This is a genomic window from Paraburkholderia sp. EG304, from assembly GCF_046543485.1.
Lineage (GTDB): Bacteria > Pseudomonadota > Gammaproteobacteria > Burkholderiales > Burkholderiaceae > Paraburkholderia > Paraburkholderia youngii.
This window is the reverse complement of record NZ_JBKGUA010000016.1, coordinates 69,254-90,759: the sequence shown is the minus strand read 5'-3', so window position 1 is coordinate 90,759 and position 21,506 is coordinate 69,254. Positions and strand designations below refer to the sequence as shown.

The 21,506-nt window shown below is 65.7% G+C and carries 25 protein-coding genes and 1 riboswitch; of the genes, 6 read left to right on the top strand and 19 right to left on the bottom strand.

The genetic code is table 11. The features are described from left to right. Positions 1-40 precede the first annotated feature (40 nt). From hisG to ACLFKU_RS20160, 15 genes are all read right to left on the bottom strand, one after another. Entirely contained in the window at positions 41-742 is a 702-nt protein-coding gene (gene hisG / locus ACLFKU_RS20230) for an ATP phosphoribosyltransferase (protein WP_176124279.1), read from the bottom strand. Next, on the bottom strand, positions 739-2,001 hold the full coding sequence (murA, locus tag ACLFKU_RS20225; RefSeq protein ID WP_176124278.1) for a UDP-N-acetylglucosamine 1-carboxyvinyltransferase: 1,263 nt from the start codon (positions 1,999-2,001) through the stop codon (positions 739-741). The genes hisG and murA overlap by 4 nt, the downstream gene beginning before the upstream one ends. A gap of 111 nt (positions 2,002-2,112) precedes the next feature. Continuing rightward, complete coding sequence (locus ACLFKU_RS20220; RefSeq protein WP_013090701.1) at positions 2,113-2,352, bottom strand: BolA family protein; 240 nt, start codon at positions 2,350-2,352, stop codon at positions 2,113-2,115. A gap of 15 nt (positions 2,353-2,367) precedes the next feature. Next, entirely contained in the window at positions 2,368-3,132 is a 765-nt protein-coding gene (locus tag ACLFKU_RS20215; protein WP_368584350.1) for an ABC transporter permease, read from the bottom strand. Beyond that, entirely contained in the window at positions 3,129-4,061 is a 933-nt protein-coding gene (locus ACLFKU_RS20210; protein WP_013090703.1) for an ABC transporter ATP-binding protein, read from the bottom strand. Before ACLFKU_RS20210 ends, ACLFKU_RS20215 begins: the two co-directional genes overlap by 4 nt. A 190-nt stretch (positions 4,062-4,251) precedes the next feature. After that, entirely contained in the window at positions 4,252-4,572 is a 321-nt protein-coding gene (locus tag ACLFKU_RS20205; RefSeq protein ID WP_368584351.1) for a lipid asymmetry maintenance protein MlaB, read from the bottom strand. Beyond that, positions 4,569-5,201, bottom strand: coding sequence for a phospholipid-binding protein MlaC (locus ACLFKU_RS20200; protein ID WP_368584352.1), 633 nt, complete (start codon positions 5,199-5,201; stop codon positions 4,569-4,571). The genes ACLFKU_RS20205 and ACLFKU_RS20200 overlap by 4 nt, the downstream gene beginning before the upstream one ends. Before the next feature lie 114 nt (positions 5,202-5,315). Continuing rightward, a complete protein-coding gene (locus ACLFKU_RS20195) occupies positions 5,316-6,398 on the bottom strand; it encodes a VacJ family lipoprotein (RefSeq protein ID WP_410850234.1) in 1,083 nt (360 codons plus the stop codon). A gap of 11 nt (positions 6,399-6,409) precedes the next feature. Beyond that, complete coding sequence (mlaD, locus tag ACLFKU_RS20190; RefSeq protein ID WP_368584354.1) at positions 6,410-6,949, bottom strand: outer membrane lipid asymmetry maintenance protein MlaD; 540 nt, start codon at positions 6,947-6,949, stop codon at positions 6,410-6,412. A 91-nt stretch (positions 6,950-7,040) separates the two neighbouring features. Further along, positions 7,041-7,808: a lipid asymmetry maintenance ABC transporter permease subunit MlaE gene (gene mlaE, locus ACLFKU_RS20185; protein ID WP_013090708.1), complete on the bottom strand. Its 768-nt coding sequence runs from the start codon at positions 7,806-7,808 to the stop codon at positions 7,041-7,043. Further along, positions 7,805-8,626, bottom strand: coding sequence for an ABC transporter ATP-binding protein (locus tag ACLFKU_RS20180; protein ID WP_368584355.1), 822 nt, complete (start codon positions 8,624-8,626; stop codon positions 7,805-7,807). Before ACLFKU_RS20180 ends, mlaE begins: the two co-directional genes overlap by 4 nt. Before the next feature lie 94 nt (positions 8,627-8,720). Further along, complete coding sequence (gene thiE, locus ACLFKU_RS20175) at positions 8,721-9,824, bottom strand: thiamine phosphate synthase (protein WP_410850233.1); 1,104 nt, start codon at positions 9,822-9,824, stop codon at positions 8,721-8,723. After that, positions 9,821-10,636 carry a thiazole synthase gene (locus ACLFKU_RS20170; protein ID WP_410850232.1) on the bottom strand — a complete coding sequence of 272 codons (816 nt, stop codon included), beginning with the start codon at positions 10,634-10,636 and terminating at the stop codon, positions 9,821-9,823. Before ACLFKU_RS20170 ends, thiE begins: the two co-directional genes overlap by 4 nt. Positions 10,637-10,743: 107 nt before the next feature. Continuing rightward, a complete protein-coding gene (gene thiS / locus ACLFKU_RS20165; RefSeq protein ID WP_368584358.1) occupies positions 10,744-10,941 on the bottom strand; it encodes a sulfur carrier protein ThiS in 198 nt (65 codons plus the stop codon). A 65-nt stretch (positions 10,942-11,006) separates the two neighbouring features. After that, positions 11,007-12,137 carry an FAD-dependent oxidoreductase gene (locus ACLFKU_RS20160; protein WP_410850231.1) on the bottom strand — a complete coding sequence of 377 codons (1,131 nt, stop codon included), beginning with the start codon at positions 12,135-12,137 and terminating at the stop codon, positions 11,007-11,009. 221 nt (positions 12,138-12,358) lie between these two features. Next, positions 12,359-12,482, bottom strand: a riboswitch (TPP riboswitch). 426 nt (positions 12,483-12,908) lie between these two features. On the opposite strand from ACLFKU_RS20160, the gene ACLFKU_RS20155 reads away from it, so the two are divergent. The 4 genes from ACLFKU_RS20155 to ACLFKU_RS20140 all read left to right on the top strand — a co-directional run bounded on the left by ACLFKU_RS20155 (position 12,909) and on the right by ACLFKU_RS20140 (position 16,945). Next, entirely contained in the window at positions 12,909-14,660 is a 1,752-nt protein-coding gene (locus tag ACLFKU_RS20155) for an ABC transporter ATP-binding protein/permease (protein ID WP_368584360.1), read from the top strand. 233 nt (positions 14,661-14,893) lie between these two features. Then, a complete protein-coding gene (locus ACLFKU_RS20150) occupies positions 14,894-15,367 on the top strand; it encodes a hypothetical protein (protein WP_410850230.1) in 474 nt (157 codons plus the stop codon). A 64-nt stretch (positions 15,368-15,431) separates the two neighbouring features. Beyond that, positions 15,432-16,100, top strand: a complete 669-nt coding sequence (locus tag ACLFKU_RS20145; protein WP_410850229.1) for a hypothetical protein — start codon at positions 15,432-15,434, stop codon at positions 16,098-16,100. 101 nt (positions 16,101-16,201) lie between these two features. After that, complete coding sequence (locus ACLFKU_RS20140; protein WP_410850228.1) at positions 16,202-16,945, top strand: response regulator; 744 nt, start codon at positions 16,202-16,204, stop codon at positions 16,943-16,945. 82 nt (positions 16,946-17,027) lie between these two features. Here the strand turns inward: ACLFKU_RS20140 and ACLFKU_RS20135 are convergent, their stop codons facing one another. From ACLFKU_RS20135 to ACLFKU_RS20120, 4 genes are all read right to left on the bottom strand, one after another. Further along, on the bottom strand, positions 17,028-17,699 hold the full coding sequence (locus tag ACLFKU_RS20135; RefSeq protein WP_410850227.1) for a flagellar basal body L-ring protein FlgH: 672 nt from the start codon (positions 17,697-17,699) through the stop codon (positions 17,028-17,030). A gap of 113 nt (positions 17,700-17,812) precedes the next feature. Further along, on the bottom strand, positions 17,813-18,526 hold the full coding sequence (locus tag ACLFKU_RS20130; RefSeq protein ID WP_410850226.1) for a hypothetical protein: 714 nt from the start codon (positions 18,524-18,526) through the stop codon (positions 17,813-17,815). A gap of 3 nt (positions 18,527-18,529) precedes the next feature. Beyond that, a complete protein-coding gene (locus tag ACLFKU_RS20125) occupies positions 18,530-18,727 on the bottom strand; it encodes a DUF6726 family protein (RefSeq protein ID WP_410850225.1) in 198 nt (65 codons plus the stop codon). Between the two features lie 15 nt (positions 18,728-18,742). Beyond that, positions 18,743-18,934 (bottom strand): hypothetical protein, encoded by a 192-nt coding sequence (locus tag ACLFKU_RS20120; RefSeq protein WP_410850224.1) that lies wholly within the window; start codon positions 18,932-18,934, stop codon positions 18,743-18,745. Between the two features lie 392 nt (positions 18,935-19,326). Here ACLFKU_RS20120 and ACLFKU_RS20115 point away from each other — a divergent pair, with 392 nt between their 5' ends. Then, positions 19,327-20,067: a response regulator gene (locus tag ACLFKU_RS20115; protein WP_368584368.1), complete on the top strand. Its 741-nt coding sequence runs from the start codon at positions 19,327-19,329 to the stop codon at positions 20,065-20,067. After that, positions 20,064-21,371, top strand: a complete 1,308-nt coding sequence (locus ACLFKU_RS20110) for an ATP-binding protein (RefSeq protein WP_410850223.1) — start codon at positions 20,064-20,066, stop codon at positions 21,369-21,371. Before ACLFKU_RS20115 ends, ACLFKU_RS20110 begins: the two co-directional genes overlap by 4 nt. The last annotated feature ends 135 nt before the right edge of the window (positions 21,372-21,506 follow it).

Below are 21,506 nucleotides of genomic sequence, written 5' to 3'. Positions count from 1 at the left end.
AGGCGCTGAGTCGCAGCGTGATCAGAGTGCCATCGTTCAGTCAGGCCGCCGGGGCGCCGGTTTTCGACGACGCATTGGCAAACGCGTCGAGAATCGGCCGCAAAGCGGCGCGTTTCAGCTTCAGCGCTGCCTGGTTCACCACGAGGCGCGACGAAATCTGCATGATCTCCTCCACCTCGACCAGATTGTTCGCGCGCAGCGTATTGCCCGAGCTGACCAGGTCGACGATCGCGTCGGCGAGGCCGACCAGCGGCGCGAGTTCCATCGAACCGTACAGTTTGATCAGATCGACGTGCACGCCCTTGGCGGCAAAATGCTCACGCGCGGTTTCAACATACTTGGTCGCAACCCGCAGACGCGCGCCCTGGCGCACTGCGTTCGCATAATCGAAACCCGCCGCGACCGCGACCGACATCCGGCAACGCGCAATGTCCAGGTCGACCGGCTGATACAGACCGCTGCCGCCATGCTCGAGCAGCACGTCCTTGCCGGCCACACCGAAGTCGGCCGCGCCGTACTCGACATAGGTCGGCACGTCGGTCGCGCGCACGATGATCACGCGCAAGTTCGGGTCTGTGGTCGGCAGGATCAGCTTGCGCGAACTCTCCGGATCTTCGGCGACTTCGATGCCGGCCGCCGCGAGCAGCGGCAGCGTTTCCTCGAAGATACGCCCTTTCGACAACGCGAGCGTGAGCGGCGCGCTCACCGCCGGCGACGACGACGTTTGCGGCATCGAACTCATGCCTGACTCCCGGAAACGCGGCGCACCTTCGCACCGATCGCGTTGAGCTTCGCTTCCATGCGGTCGTAGCCGCGATCGAGGTGATAGATGCGGTCGATCAGCGTTTCACCCTCGGCGCGCAGCGCGGCGATCACGAGACTCGCGGATGCGCGCAGATCGGTGGCCATCACCTTCGCGCCGGACAGTTTCTCGACGCCGGTGACGAGCGCGGTGTTGCCGTCGATCGTGATGCTCGCGCCGAGGCGGTTCAGCTCCTGCACGTGCATGAAGCGATTTTCGAAGATCGTCTCGACGACCTGCGAGGTACCGTCGGCGATCGTGTTGAGCGCCATGAATTGCGCCTGCATGTCGGTCGGGAACGCCGGGTATTCGGAGGTGCGGAACGTGACCGCGCTCGGGCGCTTGTCCATGCGCACGCGCATCCAGTCGTCGCCTTCCTCGACCGTCACGCCCGCTTCGCGCAGCTTTTCGGTGACGGCTTCGAGCAGCAGCGGACGCATCTTGCGCAGCGTGACGTCGCCGCCTGCCGCCGCGACCGCGCACAGGAAGGTGCCCGCTTCGATGCGGTCCGGAATCACCGTGTGCTTCGCACCGTGCAGCTTGTCGACGCCCTGGATCACGAGGCGATCCGTACCGATGCCTTCGATCTTCGCGCCCATCGCGACGAGCAGGTGCGCGAGGTCGACCACTTCGGGTTCGCGCGCGGCGTTCTCGATGATCGTTTCGCCTTCCGCGAGCACCGCCGCCATCAGCAGGTTCTCGGTACCGGTCACGGTGATCATGTCGGTGACGATGCGCGCGCCCTTCAGACGCTTCGCGCGCGCTTCGATGAAGCCGTGCTCGATCGTGATCTCGGCGCCCATCGCCTGCAGACCCTTGATGTGCTGGTCGACCGGACGCGCGCCGATCGCGCAGCCGCCGGGCAGCGACACGCGCGCATGACCGAAGCGCGCGACGAGCGGACCGAGCACGAGGATCGACGCGCGCATCGTCTTCACCATCTCGTACGGCGCGACGAGGTTGTCGACCTTCGACGCGTCGAGCGCGACGCGCCCTTCGCCTGCCTCGATACGCACGCCCATCTGGCCGAGCAGCTTGAGCATCGTGCGCACGTCCTGCAGATCGGGCACGTTCTCCAGATGCACCGGATCGGCGGTCAACAGACCCGCGCACAGGATTGGCAATGCCGCGTTCTTCGCACCCGAGACGACAACTTCACCGGAGAGCGGGTAGCCACCTTCAATGATGAGTTTATCCATGCCTGTCGGTTCCTGATCGGCCCGGTTCGCGCCCGGACCTGCTTTGTCTGTGTTCGGCGCGCCGCTAGCTGCGTCGCGCCCTTCGTGAGTAACTCGCACTAAATTTCCAGATTACGCGTTCTGCCATTCGGCGGGCGTCAGCGTCTTCATGCTGAGCGCGTGGATTTCTTCGCGCATGCGCTCGCCGAGCGCCGCATACACGAGTTGGTGACGCTGGATCAGGCGCTTGCCTTCGAAGCTCGGCGAGACGATCGTCGCAAAGAAATGCTGACCGTCGCCTTCGACTTCGAGATGCTCGCACGCGAGTCCAGCTGCAATGTACTGTTTGACCTGTTCGGGAGTCGGCAACATGAGAGAAGCTCCTCGTCAGTGGCGCAGCTTGTATCCGGTGGCGAGCATGCGCATCGCCACGACAGCCAGCACCACAAAGAAACCGGCGACGATCGCGAGGCTCACCAGCGGGTCGATATCCGACACGCCGAAAAAGCCATAGCGAAAGCCGTCGATCATGTAGAAAAACGGATTGAGCCGCGATACTTCGCGCCACCCGGGCGGCAGCGTATGCGTCGAGTAGAACACGCCCGACAGGAACGTGAGCGGCATAATCAGAAAGTTCTGGAACGCGGCGAGCTGGTCGAACTTCTCGGCCCAAATGCCGGCAATCAGACCCAGCGTGCCGAGGATCGCCGCGCCGAACATCGCGAACACGATGATGTAGAGCGGCGAGGTGAAAGCGAGCGGCACGAACCAGATCGTCACGATGAACACGCCGAAGCCGACGCACAGCCCGCGTGCCACGGCTGCGAGCACGTAGGCCGCGAACATCTCATAGTGCGACAGCGGCGGCAGCAGCACGAACACGAGGTTGCCGGTGATCTTCGATTGAATCAGCGACGAAGAACTATTCGCGAACGCGTTCTGCAGCACGCTCATCATCACGAGACCAGGAATCAGGAAGCTCGTGTATTCGACGCCCGGATAGACCTCGACGTGGCCGCGCAGCGCGTGGCCGAAGATGGTCAGATAAAGGAGCGCGGTGATGACCGGCGCGAGAACGGTCTGGAACGATACCTTCCAGAAACGCAGCAGTTCTTTGTAAAACAGCGTGCTAAATCCACTGTAGCCGCTCATGCGAGCCCCTCGATCACTTCTGGACCGTTCATCACCTGAACGAATACGTCTTCGAGGTCGGCTTTGCGGACCTCGATTTCTTCGAATGTACAACCGGCCGCGCGGCATTGCGCGAGGATACGCTCGACGTCGTCGTAGCTCGTCAGGCGCAGCAGGTGCTGGCGGCCATTGCCGTTGCCCGCGCCGCTTTCCGCCTCGAGTGGACGCAGATCGGCGGGCAGCACGCCGTGCGCGAAGCGCACGAACAGCTGCATGCCGGCGAAGCGCTGCAGCAGCGTGCTGGTGCGATCGAGCGCAACGACCTCACCACGGCGCAGCATCGCGATGCGGTCGCACAGCGATTCGGCTTCTTCCAGGTAGTGCGTGGTCAGCACGATCGTGTGGCCTTCACGATTCAGGCGCGAGATGAATTTCCACAGCGTCTGGCGCAGCTCGACGTCGACGCCCGCGGTCGGCTCGTCGAGCACGATCACCGGCGGACGGTGCACGAGCGCCTGCGCGACCAGCACGCGGCGCTTCATGCCGCCCGACAGCGCGCGCATGTTCGCATCGGCTTTTTCGGTGAGATCGAGATTGGCCATGATCTCGTCGATCCATGCGTCGTTGTTGCGCAGACCGTAGTAGCCCGACTGGATGCGCAAGGTTTCGCGCACCGTGAAGAACGGATCGAACACGAGTTCCTGCGGCACCACGCCGAGCGCGCGGCGCGCATTGCGGAAATCGTCGACGACGTCGTGACCGCGCACCGCGATGCTGCCTTCGTCGGCGCGGGCGAGACCCGCGAGTATGCTGATGAGCGTCGTCTTGCCCGCGCCGTTCGGACCGAGCAGTCCGAAGAACTCGCCTTCTTCGACCGTGAGGCTGACGCCCTTGAGCGCCTGCAAGTCCTTGTAGCGCTTCTTGACGTTACGAATTTCTATGGCTGACATGACTATGGGCCGCGCGCGTCGCGGCGCCTGAAGTAGCCCCGATGGAGCTTGGGGACGTGCAAATGCTGGAAGAAACGGAACCGGGGCCGATTAGGGGGCCAGTTCAACGCCCCAAAAAAACGTTTGATTATAGGGCAAAAACTGAGACCCCCGGCCTGGCCGGAAGGGGGGAGACGACGCTAGAGGAGCGTCAATGTCGCGCTGACGCAACCATGCTGGAGGCGACAGGAGAGAGAAGCGTATCGACGCCGTAGGCCTGCGCGAGACTGGCGAGACCAGCCGGCAGATTGACGATTTCGAACTTGCCGCCACGCGCCGCCGCGGCCCGCACCCACGCGAGCAGGACGGCGAGCGCCGACGAATCGAATTGCTTGAGCGGCGCGCAATCGACGCCGCGCGCGCCCGCCGCAATGCGTTGCAGACCCGCCGCGAGCGCGGCCTTCGCGCTCTCGTGGGTCAGCGTCGCGCCGCTGTCGAAGCGGTTCGCGACCTGGTTCAGCACGTCGCTCACGACTGCTTGCCCGCGGCGAGTTGCTGATTGCGCTGCGTGAGGAACTGGATCAGTCCGTCCACGCCCTTCTGCTGGATCTGCTCGTTGAACTGCTGCTGATACGCCTGGATCAGCCACGCGCCGAGCACGTTGAGGTCATACACGCGCCAGCCTTGCGCCGTCTTGTACAGACGGTAGTCGAGTTCGATCGGTTGGCCATTGTTCATCACGACCGAGCGCACCACGGTGTCGGTGTCGTCCGGGTTCATGCGGAACGGCTTGAACTGGATCTGCTGGTCGCGCACCTGCGCGAGCGCGCCCGAGTACGTGCGGATCAGCAGCATCTTGAACTGCTCGACCACCTGGTTTTGCTGCTCGGGCGTCGCGGTGCGCCAGTTGCGGCCCATCGCGAGCTGGGTGGTGCGGCGGAAGTCCGTGTACGGCAAGATCTTTTCGTTGACGAGCGCCGTGATGTGGGTGATGTCGCCCTGCTGGATCGACTTGTCGCCGCGAATCGCGTCCATCACCTGTTGGGTGACGGTTTTGATCAGCACCTCGGGGGAGTTGGTGTCGACGGTTTGCGCCGATGCGCCCGCGCTGATGAATGAAAACAACACGGCAAACAACGGAATCAGGAAGAATTTTTTCATATCGAGCTTTGCCTCAAAAATAGTGCAACAGTTTGAACGGACCTTATCACGCGAGTTCGACGGCAATCCATGCGCAAACTGCGAGAGTCGTATCGATCTGTTACGGCTGCACGTTCAATGCAATCTGAACGACGGGAAGTTGAAGCGCGTGGGCGGCACCAGCTGACCGGCCGGAATCTGCGTTTCAGGGCCGCCTTTCAGGTCTAGCGGTGGGGTTTCGGTGCCCGACGCAGCCTCCGGCGCCGACGCGCCCTGCGGCGCCGACGCGCCCTGCGGTGCCGATGCGCCCTGCGGTGTTGCCACGGCCGCGCCGGATGCGGGAGCCGCCTTTGCCGGAGCACCCTGCGTGCCCGCGGCAGCGCCCGCCGCACCGGTTGCAGCGCCGGCCGGCGCACCTGCCGCCCCCGCGGCCGCGCCCGTCTCGCCTTCGTCGTACTTCGGCAGCGGCGCTTCCTCTTCATAGCTCGGCAGGTCCTGCGGACGCCGGCGGTTATCCGAGAGCAGATACTGGCGGCGCTGCAGATACGCATTGCGCACGAACGAGTATTTGTCGAGCGCCGCGCCTTCCAGCAGGTTGCTCGCGCCGAGCAAGTTCGCGCGCGTATTGACGATGTTCAAGCCCCACAAGGCCCAGCTCAGGCCCGGCGGATCGATGTAGCTGATCGGATTCACGTAGTAGTTGCCGAGCGAGCCGAATGCGTCGCGCACCGTGCTCGGCCCGAACAGCGGCAGCACGAGGTAAGGGCCCGCCGGCACGCCGTAGTGGCCAAGCGTCAGACCGAGGTCGTTGTCGTGCTTGGGCAGCTTCGCGAGCGTCGCGACGTCGAACAGGCCGCCGACGCCGAACAACGTGTTGATCACGATCCGCATGATGTCCGACACGCCGTCCGCGATGCGCAACTGCAGCAGATTGTTCGCCGCGATATAGATGTCGCCGATGTTCGAGAAGAAGTTCGTCACGCTGTCGCGCACCGGCTGCGGCGTGACAAACACATAGCCCTGCGCGACCGGCTTGATCGCGTACTGGTCGACCTTGTCGTTGATGGTGAAGATCGTGCGGTTCAGCCCTTCAAACGGGTCGCCCTTGGTCGGCGTCTGCACGGTCGTGCAACCGGCGAGTAGCGCAGCCGCCATGGCGACCTTGCCGAACTGTAGGACGCGCGCGCCGCTGCGCGGGGTCTGCAGTTTCGTCTGCATCGTTGTTCTCCTTATTGGCCTGACTGGCCGGCAGCGCCGGAGGCCGGCGCTCCCGGCGCCGGTGTGGGGGCGGATGCAGCGGGCTTCGCTGCGCCGGAATCCGCGGCCTTGCTATACAGGAACTGGCCGATCAGGTTTTCCAGCACGATCGCCGATTGCGTCATCGTGATGGTATCGCCCGCCTTCAGCATTTCCGAGTCGCCGCCCGGCTCGAGCCCGATGTACTGCTCGCCGAGCAGACCCGAGGTCAGGATCTTCGCCGAAGTGTCTCTCGGAAACTCGAATTGCTTGTCGATATCGATCGTGACAAGCGCCTGGTAGGTGTTGCTATCGAAGCCGATCGACGCGACCCGGCCGACCGTCACGCCAGCGCTCTTTACCGGCGCGCGCGGCTTCAGCCCGCCGATGTTGTCGAACTTGAGCTTGACCGGGTAGGTTGCCTGGAACGACAACGAGCTCATATTGCCGGCCTTCAGCGCAAGAAACAGCAACGCCACGAAACCCAGCACCACGAACAGGCCGACCCAGAAGTCGAGAACATTCTTTTTCATCGTCATCCCAAAGTGAATCCACCGCGCCGCCGCCACTTCCCGCCGTGCGCGGCGCATCGTGCGCCACCGGCAGCCGGCACGCTGCGCGGCCTTAGCTGAACATCAGTGCGGTCAACAGGAAGTCGAGCCCGAGCACCGCGAGCGACGCGTACACGACCGTGCGGGTCGTCGCGCGCGACACGCCTTCCGGCGTCGGCTTCGCCTCGTAGCCCTGAAACAGCGCGACGAAGGTCACCGCCAGACCGAACACCACGCTCTTGACGACCCCGGCGCCGACATCGCGCCACACGTCGACGCCACTTTGCATCTGCGACCAGAACGCGCCGGCATCGACGCCAATCAGCAGCACGCCGACCACGTAACCGCCCAGCACACCGACCGCACTGAAGATCGCCGCGAGGATCGGCATCGAGATGATGCCCGCCCACAGGCGCGGCGCGATCACGACTTTGACCGGATCGACGGCCATCATTTCCATCGCGGTGAGTTGCTCGCCCGCCTTCATCAGGCCGATTTCGGCGGTCAGCGACGTGCCCGCGCGCCCGGCGAACAGCAGCGCGGTCACGACCGGCCCGAGCTCGCGCACGAGCGACAGCGCGACCAGCAGCCCGAGCGCCTGCTCGGATCCATAACGGTTCAGCGTGTAATAGCCCTGCAGCCCGAGCACGAAGCCGACGAACAGCCCGGACACCGCAATGATCACGAGCGAATAATTACCGACGAAGTGGATCTGCTTCGTGACAAGACGCGGGCGGCGCAGCAGCGGGAAAATTTCGAGCACGAGGCGCAGGAAGAAGCGCGTCGCGTAGCCGGCGGTGCCGAGCCCGGTGATGACCGAGCGACCGATCGTACTGATCATGACTGGCCTCCGCCGATGCCGAAATCCGCCGCGAGCGGCGTCTGCGCCGGATAGTGGAATCGGAACGGGCCGTCCGGCGCGCCGTCGATGAACTGGCGCACGGTCGGGTCGGTCGACGCGCGCAGCTCGTCCGGCGTGCCTTCGGCGAGCACGCCGCCGTTGGACAGGAAATACACGTAATCGGCGATCGCGAACGATTCCGGCACGTCGTGCGTGACGAGAATCGACGTCGCGCCAAGCGCCTGGTTCAGCGTGCGGATCAGGTTCGCGGTGATGCCGAGCGAGATCGGGTCGAGGCCGGCGAACGGCTCGTCGTACATCATCAGTTCGGGGTCGAGTGCGATCGCGCGCGCGAGCGCCACGCGCCGCGCCATGCCGCCCGAAATCTCCGACGGCAGCAAATCGCGAGCGCCGCGCAGGCCGACCGCGTTGAGCTTCATCAGCACGAGGTCGCGCAGCAGGTCTTCGGGGAGATCGGTGTGTTCGCGCAGCGAGAAGGCGACGTTTTCGAACACCGACATGTCGGTGAACAGCGCGCCGAACTGGAACAGCATGCCCATCTTGCGGCGCAGCGCGTAAAGGCCTTCGCGCGTCTGCCCGCCGATGTCCTGGCCATGGAACAGCACCTGGCCGCGTTGCGCGCGCACGAGGCCGCCGATCAGCCGCAGCACAGTGGTTTTGCCGCAACCCGAGCCGCCCATGACCGCGACGACCTGACCGCGACGAAAGCGCAGATTCAGATTCGACAGGACGAGCCGGTCGCCGTAACCGAAGTCGACGTCGCGCAGCTCGAGTATGGTCTCGGGGGAGGAAGGCACCAAACTGACAGTCCTTTTACACGGAAGGCCGAATTATAGGGCCATCATGCAAAAGCTGCCTTGAGGTGCCCCGTTCCTTGACTATGCCTGACGATTATTGCGTAAACGTGTGTTGCAGCGCCGAAACAGCGGCGGCCGGGTCGGCCGCTTCGGTGACCGCGCGCACCACCGCCGCGCAGCCGACGCCAGTCGCGAGCACCTCCGGCAGCACCTGCAGATCGATCCCGCCGATCGCGACGAGCGGCACCACGCCGTCGAGCAGCCGCACATAGCGCGCGAGGCGCCGCAAGCCCTGCGGCGCGGTCGGCATGACCTTGGTCGTGGTCGGGAATACGGCGCCCAATGCAATGTAGCTCGGACGAAAATGCAGCGCCTTCAGCATCTCGTAGAAGCCGTGCGTGGACAGGCCCAGGCGAATGCCCGCGTCGGCCAGCGCGGACAGATTCGCGGTATGCACGTCTTCCTGACCAAGGTGAACGCCGTACGCGCCCGCCTCGAGCGCGGCCTGCCAGTGGTCGTTGATGAACACCTGCGCGTTGTGCGCGCGGCCGGCGGCCACACAGCGGGCGATCTCGCGCTTCAGTTCGTCGGCGGGTTCGGCCGACTTGCGGCGCAACTGCACCGTCTTCACGCCGTAGCCGACTACCCGTTCGACCCAGTCCGCGGTCGGCAGCACCGGATACAGACCGAGCTTGTCCGGGCAGCGCGGGAACGCCCTGGCGGGTGCCGGCGGCAGGCCGGTCAGGCGCGGAAAGCGGCCGGGGTCGGACGGGAAAGCGTCGTCGGCGCGGGTCTCGTCGCCGTCGCGCCACGCGAGCGCGAGCACCAGTGCGTCGTGCGGATCGAAACCGCAGTCGAGGAACGCGGCCAGCGCGGGAATCCAGTCTTCCGCCAGATGACCTTCGAGGCCGTACTTCTCACCGCCCAGATGCAGCGTCGCGCGGTTTTCCGCGGCGACGATCACGCCCGCGCCCCGCGTCAGCCAGCGCGCGATCTGCTCGCCGTGCTGCTGCGCGTCGGCGATCACGATCAGGTCGCCACCGTTCGGTTCGTCCGGCGCGGTCAGGCAGATGCGCCACGGCGCGTGGGTCGGCGGCCAGTCGCCGAGCCGCGCGCGGATGCGCTCGGCGGCTTCGATGAGTTCGTCGGCCGTCGGCCAGAACAGATCGCGGTCTTTCAGCGTCAATGACTGCGTCATGCCGCACCTCCATCCTGATGCCAGAACGGCATGCCGACCACCGGCGTGCTCGCGTGCGCACTCTCGCGCTCGGCCATCGGGCCCGCGAGATACGCCTGCCGGCCCGCCTCGACACCCAGCGCGAACGCGCGCGCCATTGCGTCCGGATGCGTCGCCTGCGACACCGCCGTGTTCAGCAGCACGCCGTCGAAACCCCACTCCATCACCTGGGCCGCGTGCGACGGCACGCCGAGCCCGGCATCGACGATCAGCGGCACGTCTGGCAGCCGCTCGCGCAACACGCGCAGCCCGTACGGATTGATCACGCCCTTGCCGGTGCCGATCGGCGCGCCCCACGGCATCAGCGCCTCGCAGCCAGCATCGAGCAGACGGCGGCCGATCACCAGATCTTCGGTGCAGTACGGCAGCACCTTGAAGCCATCCTTGACGAGCCGCGCGGCGGCTTCGATCAGGCCGACCGGGTCGGGCTGCAGCGTGTAGTCGTCGCCGATCAGTTCGAGCTTGATCCACTCGGTCTCGAAGATTTCGCGCGCCATATGCGCAGTGGTCACCGCTTCACCGACGGTCAGGCAGCCCGCCGTATTGGGCAGCAACGGCACGCCGTGGCGCTTGAGCAGCTCGAAGAAGCCGGCTTCCGCGTTGCCCTCGTTCATCTGACGGCGCAGCGCGACGGTCACCATGCCGGGGCGCGCGGCGTCGATCGAATCGGACAGCGATTGCAGCGACGGGTAGCGCGACGTGCCGAGCAGCACGCGGCTTACGAAAGTTTGACCGTATAGCGTCAGCGCGTCGGCGCTCTGGTGAGAAGTCATTTGCATCATCCTGGTTTGCCGTCGCGGCTAGAACCGACCGCGTGACGGCAATGGGTTTTCGGCGACGGTTGTTGCGTTCGGTAAGCGGCAGGCTGGCGCGAGCGCGCTCAGCCGCCCGCGACCGGCTGCACGACGTCGAGCCGGTCGCCCGTTTGCAACGCGCGCGCCGCATGCTGCGCACGCGCGACGAAATCACCGTTGAGCGCGACCGCGAACGGCGGACGCGCGCCAAACGCGGTGAGCGCATCGGCGACGGTCGAGCCTTCGGGCAACGACAACGGCTTCTGATTGATATGAATGTCCATGGTGTTCGAATACGGTTCAATCGATGGCGCAAGCGGCATCGCGCGCGGCACGTTGGCCGCCACGCTCAGGCCGGCTCGCGCGCGAAATGCTGTTGGAACAGCTCGCTCCAGCGTGCGTCGCGCCGCCAGCCGGCGAATGCGTCGGCGTCCCCTACGCGGCCGTCGAGCAGCGCGCTCGCGAAACGTACAGCTTCGTCGGCGACTTCCGGCGCGATCATAAAGCCGTGCCGATACAGGCCGTTCACGCGCAGCGTGCGCGCGCCGTCCCACAGCAGCGCGGGACGGTGATCGGGCAAGGTCGGCCGGCACTGCGAATTCAGCTCGAGGATGCGCGCCTCGCCGAAGCCCGGATGTACCGAGAACGCCGCACTCAGCAATTCGAGCGCCGAACGCACGCTGACGGGCGACATGTCCTCGCCCTCCACCTCGGTCGCGCCGATCACGTAGAGGCCGTTCTGCTTCGGCGCGATATACAGCGGGTAGCGCGGATGCAGCAGCCGCACCGGGCGAGTCAGCTGCAGGTGCGGTGCATGCACGCGCGCAACTTCACCGCGGATGCCGCGCAGCGTCGGCAGCACGGGCTTCGCGCCGAGCCCGCGGCAATCGATCGTGATGCCGGCGTCAGGCAGCGACGCGTCGTCGATCGGCGTGTTCCAGTGCGTGTCGACGCCGCGCTCGGCAAGCCCCGCGGCGAGCGCGGACAGCACCTGGCGATTGTCGAGTTGCCCCTCGCGCGGCAGCAGCCAGCCCTGATTGAAGCGGCCGGCCAACGCGGGTTCGGCGGCGCCGAGCTGCGCGCCCGAAAGCGCGACGAAGCCGCCATCGAGCAACTCGGCCGGCGCGTTCGCGCGCACGCGGCGCTCGAACAGCGGCGCCTCCGTGCGATCCGCGTGATGCCAGACGACGAGCGTGCCGTTGCGCTGGAAAAACACCGGCTCCGGCAGTTCGGCGAGCACGCGCGGCCAGCTTTCGAGCGAACTCACGCCGAGCCGCGTGATCAGCAGCTCGGCGCTGGCGGCTTCTGCCAGCGGCGCGAGCATCGCCGCGGCGACCCACGCGGCAGCCTGCGACCCGGCGGCATTGCCGCGCTCATAGAGCGCTATGCGATGGCCGTCGCCCGCGAGGCGCCACGCGACCAGCCGGCCGCACAAACCGCCGCCGAGCACCGCGAAATCAGGTCGAGCGGAACGGTTCATCGCGCGCTCTCCGTTTGATTGCGGCGGGCAAAACCAAAGCGGCACGGCACGCCGGAAGCGGCGTGACCAAGAGAAAGATGCATGTCTGAAGAATAGGCGGTCATCGAGTCCTTTCCGTACGGCCAAAAACGCACGTACCCAGGACGAAACCGGCGGGTGAAGCCGGCCGGTCACGGCGTGTGCAGGTGAGCTGCGCTCGCCGCCCGGCGGGGAATGGAAGACGGTTGCTTCCGGAAACTTCCCGCGCCGGTATTACCCGGATCGGGTGCAAAGGGTCTCTCTCAGCCTCGCCGCCCCGGCATGAAAATCATGCCGCCTGTGGGCGAAGCACCCCTGTTTCGTCGCAGGTCATTAGACCATAAAAGGCGCGGCGCCCGCAAACCAGCGGTCCGCCGTCGCTGCCGCGATTTTGATCTGGCACCGTCTACCGAGATGTCGATGCGAAGCGGCCCGGCGGTCTGGCACAATGCCGTGACCGGTGCCGAAAAAACGCGGCGCGCGGCACTCGTGGCCGCATGCGTGGCGGCGGAATCACGGCGGACGCCGGCCCCGAAAAATTAATTTTCGCTTAAGGGCGTCACGCCAGAATCGGGCGCCCGTCCGGACTCGCGTTCATCGCGATGGCGCGATGCCCGGCCAGGTACCGCAGACCCGCCGCAGTCACGGCCTCGCAAAGGGCCGGCTGTTAACGGGATCGCCCGACATGGGTAACCAGATCGGACCCGTACGCCGCCGGAATGCACTTCGGGTCAGCACTTCATCAGGACGCTCATGACACCACATACTTCCGCCAGCCCCGCGCTGCCGTCCGACGAAAAGGTCTCCGCCTGGAGCCTGATCAAGCCTTACTGGGTTTCCGAGGAACGAGGCATCGCATGGGCGCTGCTCGTCGCGATCATCGTGATGAACCTGATCGTCGTCTGGATCAACGTGCGCCTGAACCGCTGGAGCGCAGACTTCTACAACGCGCTGCAACAGAAGAACGTCCACGACTTCCCGCATCTGTTGATGATTTTTACCGGACTCGCGTTCGGCTTCATCATCCTCGCCGTGTATGGACGCTATCTGCGCCAGATGCTCGGATTCCGCTGGCGCCAGTGGCTGACCACCCGCTACCTGAACGAGTGGCTCAACGACAGCGCGTTCTACCGCATCGAGCGTGACCGCCTCGCCGACAACCCGGACCAGCGGATCAGCGACGACCTGCAGTCGTTCGCGACCACCACGCTGTCGCTGACGCTCGATCTGCTGTCGACCGTCGTCACGCTGGTGTCGTTCATCACGATCCTGTGGACGCTCGCGGGCGCGCTGAGTATTTCGCTCGGCGGCATGCCGCTGCATATCCCCGGCTATATGGTTTGGGCCGCCGCGCTGTATGCGGTGGTCGGTTCGCTGGTCATGCAGAAGGTCGGTCATCCGCTCGTGTCGATCAACTATCAGGCGCAGAAGGTCGAGGCGGATTTCCGTTTCGGTCTGATCCGGCTGCGTGAGAACGCCGAGCAGATCGCGTTCTACAACGGCATGGAAACCGAGAAGACGAACGCGCGCACGCTGTTCGGCCGCATCCGCGACAACTGGTGGCAGGTGATGAAGTACACGAAGCGCCTGACCTTCGTGCTGAGCTTCTATGGCCAGATCGCGATCATTTTCCCGATCGTCGTCGCCGCGCCGCGCTACTTCGCGGGCGCGTTCACGTTCGGCGTGCTGATGCAGATTTCGAGCGCGTTCGGCACCGTCAGTGATTCGTTCTCGTGGTTCATCAACAGTTATACGAGCCTCGTCGAATGGCGCGCGACCGTGAACCGGCTGCGCGAATTCAAGCGCGTCGTGCATGCGCCGCGTCTGAAGGAATCGGTGTCGCCGGCCACGGAACACGGCGGCATCAACCTGCATTTCGTCGACAGCAACACGCTCACCACCGACAGCCTCACGCTCGCGCTGCCCAATGGCAACCCGCTGTCGCGCATCCGCGATATCGCGATCCGGCCGGGCTCGCGCTGGCTCGTGCGCGGTCCGTCGGGCGCCGGCAAGAGCACGCTGATGCGCGCGCTCGCGGGCCTGTGGCCGTTCGGCGACGGTTCGATCGACGCGCCGGTCAATGCCCGCATGATGTTCATCCCGCAGGTCAGCTACATGCCGATCGGCACGCTGAAGGCGGCGCTCGCGTATCCATCGGCGGCGGACACCTATGGCGACGACGAATGCCGCGACGCGCTCATCACCTGCCATCTGTCGGAATACGCGGACCGTCTGCAGGAAACGGGGCACTGGACCCGCGTGTTGTCGCCGGGTGAGCAGCAGCGCTTCGCCGCCGCGCGCGTGCTGCTGCACAAGCCTGACTATCTGTTCCTCGACGAAGCGACCAGCGCGCTCGACGCGGAAAACGAGGCGCGGCTCTATCGACTGTTCACCGAGCGGTTGCCGAAGGCGGCGATCGTCAGCGTCGCGCATCGCGAATCGCTTGCTGCGTTCCATGACGAAACGCTCGACGTCGAGCGTTCGGCCGAAGCGATAGCGGCGTAAGCGACGCGCGCGGCGCTCAGGTCAAAAAAGCGCACGACGCCGCTCCGCGCGTCGTGCGAAACATCCGGAAAGACACGAGAAGAGTTCGGAAGCATTTGCGAAGCGCACAAGCTGTTCCGCGCTTTGGAAATGCCTGCGAGCAGCGACCATAGTCGTACGGGCCGCGCCATGCGTCGGCCTTCGTTGACATCAGTCACGTCTTTGATCGCAACCGCTCTCCGGACTTCTCGCCCATGTCATTCGCTCGCCGTGTTTCACCTTTTCTCCCGTCTTTGCTCCCGCGCCTCGCGCTCGCCTGCGGCGCGGCGCTGCTCGTCACGAACACCGTCGATGCCGCGCAAACGGCCGAGCCGAATCAGCCCGCCGATATCTGCGCGGCGCTGACGCACATCGTCGATGCGAGCGATTTCCGGCAACTGCCGAGCGAGACCGCAGCGCAACTGCCGGGCGTCTCCCATTCCGACGATTGCCGCGCCACCGCGCACGCGTACGACTGCCACTGGCGCGCGCACTGGCAAGCCGACGGCGTCATCAACGATCCGCTCGAAGAACTCGGCGCCGACATCGCCGCCTGTTTTCCGCGCGTCGTGCACGACGTCAACACACCTGTGCGCCAGCATTTCGTCGTGACCACCGACGCGCGCCGCGTGAACGTCACCGCAAGCGTGCAAGGTCAGAACGAACTGCGACTGCGCGTGACGCGCTGAGCGCGCGGCCGTCGCTGCTTTCGATGACCCAGCGAATCTCGTGACCGGGATCGGGCGCCGCATTATGACCTCGCCGCCAACCGTGCGCGCGCCAGCCGCAACCAGGCCTTCGCGTCTGGGTCGGGTCGCCTCGCTGATATCGCGGCGTCGCTGCGCCCTCGCCGCCTTCGCCGCGACGCTGACACTCACGCTCGACGGCTGCGCATGGACGCTGATCCAGGCCGCCGACGCCACCGGTTCCGTGATCCAGGCCGGCTACGCGATCGCGTCTAACTATTCGTCGCCGACCTTCGTCAATGGCCGGCCCGCGGATGTGCAGCACGTGTGCATCGAAGTGAACCCGACGGTGTCGGTCGGCGATTTCGTGCCGGCGCTGCAGCTCGCGCTCGAGCGGCGCGGCATTCGTTCGGACGTCTACAATCCGGGCACTTCACCCGCCGGCTGCGAAGCGCGGCTCGTCTACAACGCCGCGATCGACTATGGGCGTCGCTCGTTCAGCGACGAATCGATCCAGTACCTGTCGATCATCGATCTGACGCTGATCCAGAGCGGTCGCATTCTGGTCACGGCGCGCTATCAGACGGGCGGCCTGAACACCGACCGCTTCTCGTCGGCCTCGGTGAAGCTTGGCGGCTTGATCGAGCGGATGGTCGTCGATCGAACCGATTTCGCGCGCCAGGAGCAGCAACAGCAGACCTTGCAGACCTCGCAGGCCTTCGCGCCGACCCACTGAATACCCGCAGCTTGGGGTTCGCTTGCAGCGTCTTACACGGGAAAGGATTGGAAAGCGGTATGCGCTTTGCGCGGCCCGTGGGCATCACTAAGATCACCTGAATGAACCAGACCATCCTGATCGTCGATGACGATCCCGTCGTACGCGAGCTCGTCAGCGAGTATCTGCACGGGCGCGGCTTTAACGTCGCCACGCTCGAAAATGGCTCGGCGTTGCAGCGCAGATTGCAGCAGGAGCGCCCCGCTCTCGTCGTGCTCGACATCATGATGCCGGAGCTCGATGGCATCAGCGCGCTGCGCGCATTGCGCGTCGCTGGCGACGACATTCCCGTGATTCTGCTGACCGCGCGCTCCGATCCGATCGATCGCGTGATCGGCCTCGAGCTCGGCGCCGACGACTATCTCGGCAAGCCGTTCGAACCGAGCGAGCTCGTCGCGCGGATTCGCACCGTGCTGCGTCGTCGCGGCTCGATCGCGCCGGGCGCGCCCGAGCAACGCGCGCCCTATCATTTCGGCCGCTTCGAAGTGAACTTCCCCGCGCGCGAACTGCGCCGCGGCGGCGAACGCATCACGCTGCGTTCGAGCGAATTCGCGATGCTGAAGGTGTTCGTCACGCATGCGATGACCGTGCTCACGCGCGCGCAGTTGCTCGAAGAACTGCACGGCAATAGCGACGCGCACCGCAATCGGAGTCTCGACGTGTCGATCTGGCGCTTGCGTCGCCTGATCGAAGTGGACCCGTCGGAACCGCGCTACGTACAGACGGTGTGGGGACGCGGCTATGTGTTCGTGCCGGACGGCGAGATCGGCGCGGCCGAGCGCGGGCTCACGCCGCCGCTCGGCTAGCGGTGCGAGTCGAACTGATCGAAGCCAGTTGACGCGATCTGCGCGCCGCGCGTAACGGGCACCGCGCTGACGCGGCCGACAGTCAAAACGTCAGCACACTCAGAAACATCCGCTGCAGCCAGCCCATCGTCGTCGCATCGTTGACCATGCCGAGGCCCGCCTGCTCGATGCGCGCGTTCGCGACCTTGCTCGACGCAACGTAATTGCCCGCTTCGATATCCTTGGGATTGACGATGCCCGACAACCGAAGACGGTCACGGGTACCGCTCATCGCGATCACCTTCTCGCCCGACACGACGAGATTGCCGCCCGATACCGTGCCGATCACGGTCACGGCGAGCGTGCCCGTCATGTCGCTGATGTCGCTCAGACGGCCCTGCCCTTTGTAGTCGGTGCTGGCCGAGCCGATGTTGAACAGTTTCGCGAGCCGCGCGGCGGCGTTCGTCGATTGGTCCGCCGCGGCCGCGGTGATGCTGCTCGCGCGGTTCGCCGATGCGCTCGCGCTGTTGTTGCCGCTATACGATTCGGACAGCCGGATCGTCAGCACGTCGCCGATATGCTGCGCGCGCGGCGTCTCATACAGCAGCAGCGGTGCGCCGGCCTGATAGATCGCGCCTTGCGTGTTGACGTTCAAAGGCGCGGATGCGAGCGGCGGCGCCATCGGCGTTTCGACGATCGACCTCGTCTGCGCGCTCGAACAGGCCGCGAGACAGCTCGCGGCGCCGAACACAAGGATGAGACGTAATGCGGTCATGCTGGCTCCGTGGCGAGAAAGATGAAATGGAGTTGAAGCGTGGCGGCGCTAGTGGGTCGCCCCCCGCTTTCGGCGTTGGGCTCGTGCCGATAGTCAGGCTTGCCAGGCAATCATCAGCCCGCGTCGGCGCCGCTCGCCTGCCACTTCCGCACGACCGCTTTCATCCACGCATCCGAGCCCTTCAGCAGATACGTGAGCGTGCCGTTGCGGCTGCGCGGCAGAAAGCAGAGCGTGATCGAACTGACCGCGTTCTCCCATACGTACATCGGCATCGCGCCCGGTGCCGCCGCGTTGCGCGTCGCGAGACGCGGCGGCCCAAAACGATCTTCGAGCGCGTCGCGCAGATCCTCCGCGGTCAGTTCGTCGATCACGAACGACATCTCGTAGAGACGCAATGCGCCTTGCCCGTCGATACGCGTAAAGCGCATCACATGTTCGAGTGCCGGCGCGCCATCGACCACCGCCTGCGACACCGCCCAGCGCTCATCATCGCGATGCGCCCAGCGGCACGCGACGCTCAGGCTATCGTGCGATTTCAGCCGCATGCCGAGCGCACCTGCCTGCACGTCGGTCTCGCAGATCGGCACGCTGCCGATCGGCGTCGCGTGCACGGCCGAGCCCGCGCGGAATTCGTCGATCGTGATGCCGAGCGCGACGCCGCGAAACGAAAACGGCGCGTCCGGCGAGCGCCGCCGCGTGTCGGTGACGACGCTACTCGATGCCGCGCTGGCCGCCTTCTGACTGCGCGCGTCAGGCTGCGCATGCGCGGCGCACGCCAGCACACCGCCGAGCAGCATCAATGCACCAACCATCCTGGCGAGCATCATGATTCAATCGATCGCGGAAGCGCACATGTCGAAAGGCGTCGCCGCCGCATGGCCGACGACCGGCAGCACTTTCAGGGTCGCCGCCGTGACCCGGCACGGCAGCGCCGCGGCGCCGCAGCCGCCCAGCGGCAACAGCAGCGAGCCGGCAAGGAGCCACGCCAGGGCGCGACTCCGACGCTCAGTAGTTCTGGATAACAGCACGCGGACCTCGCCAGTTCACGCCGTCGTGTTGACCAGATGACCGATGAGCCCCGTCCCCGGCACAGGCAGTGCAGGCTGCTGGAGCGCACTGCTTTGCTGCGATTTCGCCGCTGCGCTGGTGGAACCCGAACTTGAGGACTTTTCCGTGGCTGGCGTCTTCGCCAGCGTGGAGAAAGGCGTGGAACTGAGCGTGTTGTGGATCGTCATGATGGACCTCGCGAAGGTGCGCATTGCGCGCTGGTGTCGGTTGAACGACGCACGCCGTCGTCCGAGGCAGCGGACCTCGTTCGGCTTGCGGCGCGACTTGCTGCGGAACGAATCATCGCGCCGCGCAAGTGCCGACGATGGGCCAAGCAAAGCGCGCTTTCGCGCGGTTGTTACGATCCGTTCCGTGGGCTTGCGAGGACTTTCCAGTGCTTGCCAGGCGTGGCCATCGCGTGGCGGTCGTTGCGGAGAGCAGGGGCAGGCAGTGCTACAGTAGGCGCGGAACCTTCGCTGATTCGCCACGGCGCGAGCCCGCCAGCGCCCCGCGGCGCACAGTAAGCGTTGGTAAGGAAATGCGCGGTCGCGCGTCGGGCGCGCCAGTCTAGAATTTCGCCATGAATCCACAGGTCCTTATCGTCGACGACGATCCGGTCGTACGCGATCTGCTTTGCAAGTTTCTGCAGTCCAACGGTTTCGATGCGTCCGTGCTGCATGACGGCACTCATTTGCAGCGTCGTCTCGAGCGTGAGCGGCCGTCGGTCGTCGTGCTCGACATCATGATGCCGAACACCGACGGCCTGCGCGCGCTCACCGCGTTGCGCGCCGCCGGCGACGACATCCCGGTGATCTTCGTGACCGCGCGCGGCACGGTGGCCGATCGCATCGTCGGTCTGTCGCTCGGCGCGGACGACTATCTGACCAAGCCATTCGATCCGCGCGAACTGCTGGTGCGCATCCAGACCGTGCTGCGCCGGCGCGGGCCGTCCACCACGAGCGCGCCCGAAGCCCGCAAGCGCTATCGCTTCGGTCCGTTCGAACTGGACTTCGCGACGCGCTCGCTGAGCCGCGACGACGCCAAGCTGCCGCTACGCGACAGCGAATTCGCGCTGCTGAAGATCTTCGTCAACAATCCGTACAAGGTGCTCTCGCGCGTGCTGATTCACGATCTCGTGCATCGCGACGATCTCGCCTTCCGCGACCGCAGCCTCGACGTGCCGATCTGGCGCCTGCGCCGCGTGATCGAGGACGATCCGTCGAACCCGTGCTACGTGCAAACGGTGCGCGGCAAGGGCTACGTCTTCGTGCCCGACGCCAACGGCACCCCCTTCGAGGACGGGGCCACCCCGAGCGCATGAGAAATCCGCTGAACACGCTGTTCGGCAGAATGGCGTTGCTGTCGGCGGCGGTGCTGTTCGCGATTCAGGCGAGTTGGTTCGTGCTGGTGACGATGCAGCCGCCGCGCCATGAAATCGACGGCTTCGCGCGCGGCATTCTGCTCGTGCTGCAGGCGATCAACGGCGAGCCGATCAAGGGCGCCGCGCTCGCGCCGGCGATGCGCGTGCATCTGGTACCCACCTGGAACATGCCGACCAGCGTGCATCTGCGCGAGCCGCACGAGCATATGCTGATCGAGTTGAGCCGGCATCTGCGCGAGAACCTGCCGGCCGGCACGCAGATCGCCGTCGACGATCTGCGTCCGCCGCAACTGTGGGTATTGTCTCCGGGCAAGTCGAACTGGGTCGTCGTTCCGGTCGACGTTCCGCCGCCGCCGCGCTTTCTGATCGAATCCGTCTCGATGCTGGCCGCCGGACTGATCCTGTCGCTGTTCGCGGTTTGGCAGATGCAACGGCCGTTGCTGCGCGTCGCCGATGCGTCGCGCGCATTCGGCTCGGGCGGCCGGCCCGAACCCGTGCCGGTGCAGGGCCCGCGCGAACTGCGCGATCTGATCGGCTCGTTCAACGACATGATGCGGCGCCTGAACGAAGCCGGCGACGACCAGGCGGTGATGCTCGCCGGCGTCGCGCACGATCTGAAGGCGCCGCTTACGCGCCTGAAGCTGCGCGCAAGCGTGCTGGTCGATGAAAACGAGCGCGCGGGCCTGATCCGCGACGTCGATGCGCTGACCAACATCGTCCAGCAGTTCCTCGAATTCGCGGGCCAATCGGCGGACGCCGGCCCGCCGGTCGAAGTCGACGAGTTCTTGCGCGAGCAGTTTTCCTCGAGCGAGTACCCGGAGGCCGCTGACCCCGCCGAAGCCGCGGACCCCGCCGAAACCCCGCTCTTCGCACTCGACTTGCGCGCCGGCCCGTCGTTCACGCTGCCGCGCACGCTGCTCGACCGGCTGGTGACGAATCTCGTCGACAACGCGCTCGAACACGGCATGCCGCCGGTGGAAATCTCAACCGCGTGCAACGACGGTCATTGGATCATCAGCGTGCGCGACCACGGCCCCGGCATTCCCGACGAGCGCATCGCCGCGGCGATGAAGCCGTTCGTGCGGCTCGACGCCGCGCGCGGCGGCGAAGGCCATTGCGGCCTCGGTCTCGCGATCGTCGCGCGGCTCGCGCACCATCGCGGCGGACGCTGCCTCGTGCGCAATCATGCGCGGGGCGGGCTCGACGTACGGATCGAATTGCCGGTGGACCCGGCGCTGACGTGAGGATGCGCGTAGGTAAGGGGGCGCGCTAAGGGCACTTACCTGTCCTTACCGCATCGGCTGTCGCGCGGGTTGCGGCCTTATAGCTGCCCCCGGCAACCTCGATGCCGCCCTTCTCCGTCCGCCCGCTCCTCTGGG